7 protein-coding genes are annotated in these 7456 nt (G+C 71.2%); 4 read left to right on the forward strand and 3 right to left on the reverse strand.

What is annotated here, in order from left to right; genetic code table 11:
• The first annotated feature begins 1 nt into the window (after position 1).
• Positions 2 to 1480, forward strand: a complete 1479-nt coding sequence (locus ACZ4YY_RS32785) for a glycoside hydrolase family 3 protein (protein ID WP_468298546.1) — start codon at positions 2 to 4, stop codon at positions 1478 to 1480.
• A 220-nt stretch (positions 1481 to 1700) separates the two neighbouring features.
• Here ACZ4YY_RS32785 and nagB read toward each other — a convergent pair whose 3' ends face one another.
• Positions 1701 to 2486 (reverse strand): glucosamine-6-phosphate deaminase, encoded by a 786-nt coding sequence (nagB, locus tag ACZ4YY_RS32790; protein ID WP_468298548.1) that lies wholly within the window; start codon positions 2484 to 2486, stop codon positions 1701 to 1703.
• A gap of 163 nt (positions 2487 to 2649) precedes the next feature.
• Here nagB and ACZ4YY_RS32795 point away from each other — a divergent pair, with 163 nt between their 5' ends.
• Together ACZ4YY_RS32795 and ACZ4YY_RS32800 are read left to right on the forward strand one after the other, a co-directional pair.
• Positions 2650 to 3273, forward strand: a complete 624-nt coding sequence (locus tag ACZ4YY_RS32795) for a TetR/AcrR family transcriptional regulator (protein WP_468298550.1) — start codon at positions 2650 to 2652, stop codon at positions 3271 to 3273.
• Positions 3274 to 3637: 364 nt separating this feature from the next.
• Positions 3638 to 5113 (forward strand): sensor histidine kinase, encoded by a 1476-nt coding sequence (locus ACZ4YY_RS32800; RefSeq protein ID WP_468298552.1) that lies wholly within the window; start codon positions 3638 to 3640, stop codon positions 5111 to 5113.
• A 171-nt stretch (positions 5114 to 5284) separates the two neighbouring features.
• On the opposite strand, the gene ACZ4YY_RS32805 is transcribed toward ACZ4YY_RS32800, so the two are convergent.
• Positions 5285 to 5542 carry a WhiB family transcriptional regulator gene (locus tag ACZ4YY_RS32805; RefSeq protein ID WP_016639615.1) on the reverse strand — a complete coding sequence of 86 codons (258 nt, stop codon included), beginning with the start codon at positions 5540 to 5542 and terminating at the stop codon, positions 5285 to 5287.
• 320 nt (positions 5543 to 5862) lie between these two features.
• Positions 5863 to 6831: a diacylglycerol/lipid kinase family protein gene (locus tag ACZ4YY_RS32810; RefSeq protein ID WP_468298554.1), complete on the reverse strand. Its 969-nt coding sequence runs from the start codon at positions 6829 to 6831 to the stop codon at positions 5863 to 5865.
• A gap of 93 nt (positions 6832 to 6924) precedes the next feature.
• Between ACZ4YY_RS32810 and ACZ4YY_RS32815 the strand changes: the two genes are divergently transcribed.
• The gene (locus tag ACZ4YY_RS32815) at positions 6925 to 7365 is read left to right on the forward strand and encodes a hypothetical protein (RefSeq protein ID WP_468298556.1); all 441 of its coding nucleotides are present in this window, start codon (positions 6925 to 6927) and stop codon (positions 7363 to 7365) included.
• Positions 7366 to 7456 lie beyond the last annotated feature (91 nt).

Below are 7456 nucleotides of genomic sequence, written 5' to 3' on the forward strand. Positions count from 1 at the left end.
GATGACGACACTCGCCAGCGGCACCGACACTCTGACGCGCGACGCCCTGACGGTCCTCCAGCCCGGCTTCCCCGGCACCACCGCCCCCGACTGGCTGCTGCGGCGCCTCGGTGAGGGCCTGGCCTCGGTCGGCCTGTTCGGCCGCAACATCGCCTCGCCCGAGCAACTCGGCTCCCTGACCGCCCAGTTGCGCGCCGAACGCGACGACGTCCTCGTCGCCATCGACGAGGAGGGCGGGGACGTGACCCGCCTGGAGGTGCGCACCGGATCCAGCTTCCCCGGCAACCACGCCCTGGGCGCGGTCGACGACACCGAGCTGACCGGGGAAGTCGCCGCGGAGCTGGGCCGCCGCCTCGCCGCCTGCGGGGTGAACTTCAACTGGGCCCCCTCGGCCGACGTCAACTCCAACCCCGCCAACCCGATCATCGGGGTCCGCTCCTTCGGCGCCGACCCCGACCTGGTCGCCCGCCACACCGCCGCCTACGTCACCGGACTGCAGTCGGCGGGCGTCGCGGCCTGCACCAAGCACTTCCCCGGCCACGGCGACACGGCCGTCGACTCCCACCTCGCCCTGCCGCGGATCGACGTCGGCCCCGAGGTCCTCGCCGCACGGGAACTGGCGCCGTTCCGCGCCGCGATCGCCGCCGGCACGCGGGCCGTGATGAGCGCCCACATCCTCGTCCCCGCCCTGGACCCCGACCGCCCGGCAACGTTGTCCCGCCGCATCCTCACCGACCTCCTGCGCGGCGAACTCGGCTACGACGGCCTGATCGTCACCGACGGCATGGAGATGCAGGCCATCGCGGCGACGTTCGGCATCGAGCGCGGCAGTGTCCTCGCCGTCGCCGCGGGCGCCGACGCCATCTGCGTGGGTGGCGGCCTCGCCGACGACGAGACCGTACGCCGGCTGCGCGACGCCCTGGTCCGGGCCGTCCGCTCGGGCGAACTGGCCGAGGAGCGCCTGGCCGACGCGGCACAGCGGGTACGGGACCTGGCACGCTGGACGGCGTCCCGGCCGGGCGCGGGGAACGTGCTCCCCGCCGACATCGGTCTCGTCGCCGCCCGCCGGGCACTGCGGATCACCGGCGAGGACTTCACCCCGCTCACCGAGGCGCCCTACGTCGCCGCCCTGACCCCGGCCGCGAGCATCGCCGTCGGCGACGAGACCCCCTGGGGGATGGCCGCGGAACTCGCCCGCCTGCTGCCCGGCACCGCGACCGGCAGCTTCAACGGCGACGAGGCGGGCCACGCTGCCCTGCGGGCGGCCGGCGACCGCCGTGTCGTCGCCGTGGTCCGCGACGAACACCGCCACCCCTGGATGACCAAGGCCCTCGACACCCTCCTGGCGGCCCGCCCCGACACGGTCGTCGTGGAGATGGGCGTTCCCCAGGCACCCGCCCGAGGCGCCCTCCACCTCGCCACCCACGGAGCGGCCCGCGCCTGCGGACGGGCGGCGGCGGAGGTCATCGCGGGGCGGTAGACGGACCTGCGGCGACGCCCGGCCGCGGAACCAGGAACGCCCGGCGGATGCCATGACGAAGGGGTCGTTGCACTGTGAGCGCCTGATCAGGCGCTCACAGTGCAACGACCCCTGAGAGCTCCGAACAAAAAGGGAGCCCGGCTCGCGGCGTCCCCTCTTGTTCGGAGCTCCAAGGCGCCGGACCCGCGCAATGCGGGGTCCGGCGCCTCCGCGGTGTGCCTCAGATGCCCTGCCAGGACGGCTTGTTCGCGTAGGTATGGCGGAAGTAGTCCGCGAGCTTCAGCTTGGACGCGGCGGGCTCGTCGACGACGACCGTGGCATGGGGGTGGAGCTGGAGGGCGGAGGCGGGACAGACGGCCGCCACCGGGCCCTCCACCGTCGCCGCGACCGCGTCCGCCTTGCCCTCGCCCGTGGCGAGCAGCACGAGGTGCCGCGCCTCCAGGATCGTGCCGATGCCCTGCGTGATCACGTGGTGCGGGACCTGCTCGATGTCACCGTCGAAGAACCGCGCGTTGTCCACCCGGGTCTGCTCGGTCAGCGTCTTGATCCGGGTCCGGGAGGCGAGGGAGGAGCACGGCTCGTTGAAGCCGATGTGTCCGTCGGTTCCGATCCCGAGCAGCTGGAGGTCGACGCCCCCGGCCCGCGCCAGCGCCGCGTCGTAGGCCTCGCACGCCGCCGGCACGTCCTCGGCGGTGCCGTCCGGGCCGAGGAACGCCTCCATGCCGATGCCGAGCGGCTCCAGCACCTCCCGCCGGAGCACCGACCGGTAGGACTCCGGATGGTCGGTGGGCAGCCCGACGTACTCGTCGAGCTGGGCGATCCGCGCCCGTGAGGTGTCCACGGCACCGGAGCGGACCCGGGCCGCCAGCGCCTCGTAGACGGGCAGTGGCGTGGATCCGGTGGCCACGCCGAGCAGGGCGTCGGGCTTGCGCCGCAGGAGCTGCGCCATGGCCTCGGCGATGATCTCGCCACCCGACCTGGCGTCCGGAACGATGACTACTTCCACGCTGGCCTGCCGATCTGAGGAGTGGTTTAGACCAATCTAACAGAACCGGCCCCGGCCGGCCGGGCGTCACTCCGGCACATCCCCCGACCGCTCCGGCCCCCGTCGCCCACCCGGCACCTGTCTCGCCTCCGGGTTCTCTAGCGTTCGCTATAAAATGTCGGCCATGGTCAGCACCGAGGACATGCGCCCCCGCGGCCGCCCGCGCTCCTTCGACCGCGCTGCCGCCCTGGAGAAGGCCGTCCTCGCCTTCTGGGAGCACGGCTACGAGGCGACCTCCGTCTCCGACCTCACCCGCCTCCTGGGCATCGGCGCCCCCAGTCTGTACGCCGCCTTCGGCGACAAGCGCACCCTGTTCGAGGAGGCCGTCCGCGCCTACGACGCGACCTACGGTTCCTTCGCCCGCCGTGCCCTGGAGGAGGAGCCGACCGCCCGGGCCGCGGTCCGGCGGCTGCTGCGCGAGGCCGCCGCCGAGTTCACCGCCCCGGGCCGTCCGCACGGCTGCCTGGTGATCCACGCCGCCGCCAACTGCTCGACGCCCGAGGTCGAGGAGGACCTGCGACGGCAGCGCAACGCCAGCCTGGCCCTCATCGAGAGCCGCCTCCGGGCGGGCGCGGCGGCGGGCGAACTGCCCCCCGATGCCGACGTCGCCGCCCTCGGACGTCTCGTCGGCGCCGTCTTCCAGGGCATGTCGCAACAGGCGCGCGACGGGGCGAGCCGGGAGGAACTGGTCGCGGTCGCGGAAATTGCCCTGACCATCTGGCCCCGCACGGGAACCCACACAGGCTAGGCTGCCTTGTGGATGCCGGTGCGTCCGAACAGCAGGGCCGGCCGGGGCGATCGGCCCCGCGCCCGACATGAACACACAACTACCGACGCATGGACACACGAAGTGGTCTAGTCCACAATGGTGTGTAGTCGTGCGAAGGAGCACCACCAGGCTTCCGCCTTCCCCGCACAGGAAGGCGGACCGAGGATCCGGAGCTCTCTGCCCTGACTGCCCCGGCTCCTCACCTTCGGCCGAGTCCGGGACCGCACACCCCGCGGCCGATATTGCTCCGGGCTGCGGTGCCGGGAGGGTTGAGGGTCCCTCCCAGGCGCCGCGGCCCGCGGGTGTTTTCGGACACTTCCCACACCCCGGGTACGCTCGCAACGTGCCCTCCATGAACGAACTCGTACGCCAGCACACCGCCCTCGACGACTCCGACCTCGAGTGGCTCCACCTGCTGGTCTCGGAGTGGCAACTGCTCTCCGACCTCTCCTTCGCCGACCTGGTCCTGTGGGTGCCCACCCGCGACGGCACCCGTTACGTCTCCGTCGCCCAGATGCGCCCCAACACCGGCCCCACCTCCTACCAGGACGACATGGTCGGCCACCTCGTCCCGCGCGGCCGCCGTCCCCTGCTGGACGCCGCCCTCGACGAGGGCCGTATCGTGCGCGAGGGCGACCCGGAGTGGCGCGAAGAGGTCCCCGTCCGCATCGAGTCCATCCCCGTACGGCGCGAGGGCCGCGTCCTCGGCGTCATCGCCCGCAACACCAACCTGCTCACCGTGCGCACCCCGAGCCGGCTGGAGCTGACCTACCTCCAGAGCGCCTCCGACCTCGCCCAGATGATCGCGGCCGGCGCCTTCCCGTTCGCCAACCAGCAGATGGACATGGACGCCGCCCCCCGCGTCGGCGACGGTCTGATCCGCCTCGACGCGGACGGCATCGTCCAGTACGCCTCCCCGAACGCGCTGTCCGCCTACCACCGCATGGGCCTCGCCTCCGACCTGGTCGGCCAGCACCTCGGCCGCATCACCGCCGAACTCGCCCCGACCCGCGGCCCCGTGGACGAGGCCCTCGCCAAGGTCGCCAGCGGCTGGGCGCCCCGCGAGTTCGAGATCGAGGCCCACGACGGCGTCATCCAGTTCCGCGCCATCCCGCTCAAACCCAAGGGCACCCGCATCGGTTCGCTCGTCCTGCTGCGCGACGTCACGGAACTGCGCCGGCGCGAACGCGAATTGATCACCAAGGACGCGACCATCCGGGAGATCCACCACCGGGTGAAGAACAACCTCCAGACGGTGGCCGCCCTGCTGCGCCTCCAGGCACGCCGCATCGAGTCCGAGCGGGGGAGGGAGGCCCTGGAGGAGGCGGTCCGCCGCGTCGGCTCGATCGCCATCGTCCATGAGACGCTGTCCCAGAACCTGGACGAGCGTGTCGAGTTCGACGAGATCGCCGACCGCGTCCTCGCGATGGTCGCCGAGATCTCCCCGGGCAAGGTCAGCGGCCGGCGCACCGGACGCTTCGGCATCCTGGACGCCGAGGTCGCCACCCCGCTGTCCATGGTCCTCACCGAGATCCTCCAGAACGCCCTGGAACACGGCTTCCGTGAGGGCGACACCGGCACGGTCGAGGTCTCGGCCGTCCGCGGCGGCACGACCAAGGAGGCCCGCCTCCTGGTCACCGTCCAGGACGACGGCGTCGGCCTGCCCGAAGGCTTCGACCCGCACACCTCCGGCAACCTCGGCCTGCAGATCGTACGGACCCTGGTCGAAGGAGAGTTGGGCGGAACCTTCGACATGGTCCGGGCGCCGGAGCGCGGGACGCGGGTGATCCTGGACGTCCCCGTGCGGGCGCAGAAGTAGCCTCCCGGCGGAGCGCAGCAAGAAGCCCCGGACCGTTCAGGGGTCCGGGGCTCGAATGCTCGTTGCCAGCGGGTGCTGCGCATCGGGGGTACTGCGCGCTGCGGCTCGGGGGCGGGGGAAGCGTACTCGCTGTACGCGCCGCCAAGCTCAGGCTGTGCGGGGCGGGTGTTGTCAGGCGGAGGCCTGACGGGCCCGGTTGCGGGCGGCGCGGCGCTTCATGGCGCGGCGCTCGTCCTCGCTGAGACCACCCCAGACGCCGGAGTCCTGGCCGGACTCGAGCGCCCACTGCAGACACTGCTCCATAACCGGGCAGCGACGGCAGACGGCCTTGGCTTCCTCGATCTGCAGCAGCGCAGGACCGGTGTTGCCGATGGGGAAGAAGAGCTCGGGGTCTTCCTCGCGGCAAACGGCGTTGTGACGCCAGTCCATGGCTGCTACCTCTCCTTGGTATTACATGCAGGTTTGCTTGTGAATGTGAACGCTTTCACGAATCCCTCAACAAGTGAAGGGCCACCAGCCAGGTTCCCTGGCGCGGTCCTGTGAATTGAAGAGGGGTTCCGGTGATCAGTGGATGCCGGTGTTGCGGGCTGTCCCGATCGCCACGTAGAGACTCGCAAACCTCAGCGGCGGATACAACCCCTTCCGGAAAGTTTTTTTTGATTCCTCGGTGTCGACTAGGTCACAGCCGTACTTCCATGGGGTGGACCCTGGTCTAAACGTTCGAGTGAAAGGACTTTAGCCAGTTCTGCTCACACAATCACACGCAGTGCACGGCGTACGCCTGTGAACGTCACGCTGGTGCGCAGCCCCAGGTGGTCACCGTCCATCTGGAGGGGCAGCGGCACCTTCGAATGCAAGGTGAACTGGTCCAGGTCGTGCAACGAGACGGCGTGCTTGCCATGGGGTCCCCGCTGGGGGGACGAAGTGAGCAACTGGGTGCCATACCGGGCAACCGCGGCGGTGGACAGACGGCTCAGACCGAATACGTCGAGCCCCGTATCGAACGAGGCCTTAGGTGACGCGTATACCGGGCGATTGCCCAGATAGGTCCACGGAGCCGTGTTGCAGACTATGGACAGCACCAAATCGGTCACCGGGTCGGCGCCCGGCCGCTCCAGCGTGATCGACCCGTGGCGCCGGTGCGGCTCGCCCAGGAGTTGACGCACGGCCTGCCGTACGTAAAGAGCGTGTGTGGATTTCCTCCCGCGCTCACGGTGCTGCTCGACCCGGCCGACGACCCCCGCGTCGAAGCCGAGCCCGGCGTTGAAGGTGAACCAGCGGGAGGGAACGGCCTCGTCCTCCGTGCCCGACGTGCCCGACGTCAGCCCCAGCCCGACCGTGCGCTCACGGTTCTCGCGCAGGGCGTCCAGCAGCGCGCCGGTGGCCTCGACGGGGTCGTTGGGCAGGCCCAGGGCGCGGGCGAAGACATTGGTGGAACCGCCGGGGACCACGGCCAGGCCGGGCAGGTGCTCCGGGGCCGGGCCGGCGTGCAGGAGGCCGTTGACGACCTCGTTGATCGTGCCGTCGCCGCCGAGCGCCACGACCAGGTCGACGTCGTCGCTCTGCGCCGCCTGGCGGCCCAGGTCGCGGGCGTGCCCCCGGTACTCGGTGGTGACCGCCTCGAGCTTCATCTCGCTGGCGAGGGCGTGGATCAGGACGTCACGCGTCCGTGCACTGGTAGTGGTTGCTGCCGGATTGACCACGAGAAGTGCACGCATGGATTGCAGCGTACCTACTGGGGGGTACCGGGCACAGGCCGAGGTAGGGATCGGGTAAGACATCCCACATCGCGACCGGGCTACCCTTCTGGCGTGAGCAGTGAGCAGACTCCCGTCGCCCCGGAAGCCGCAGGCCCCCGCCCCCGCCGGCTGACCTGGGCCGCCGCGCTGGCTGGTGTGGAAGGGCTGGCGCTGGTCGTCGGCGGCGTGTGGATGCTCGTCCTCGGACTGGGCGGGGATCCCGACGACCGTCAGCAGGCCGTCACCGGCGGCGTCACGCTGATCGTGCTCGCGCTGCTGCCGCTGCTGGCCGCGCGCGGGCTGCTGGGGCGCCGCAGCTGGAGCCGGGGCCCGGCCGTGATCACCCAGATCATGGCGCTGCCCGTCGCCTACAACCTGCTCCAGGCTGACAGTGTGGCGATCCCGGCGGGCATCGCGCTGGCGGCCGTGGCGGTCGCCGCGCTCGTGCTGCTCGTCAACGCCGAGACGACGCGGGCCCTCGGGATCCGGGGGCCCGGCCGCACCGGGGACTAGTAGTGCTTCGTTACGTCGGGTGATCTTGCCTGGTGGTGGGCATCTTCTTGGCATGAGGCTGGGGGAGGTGGAACGACTCCGGGGTGAGTTA

It is taken from the genome of Streptomyces sp. NPDC030143, assembly GCF_055573695.1.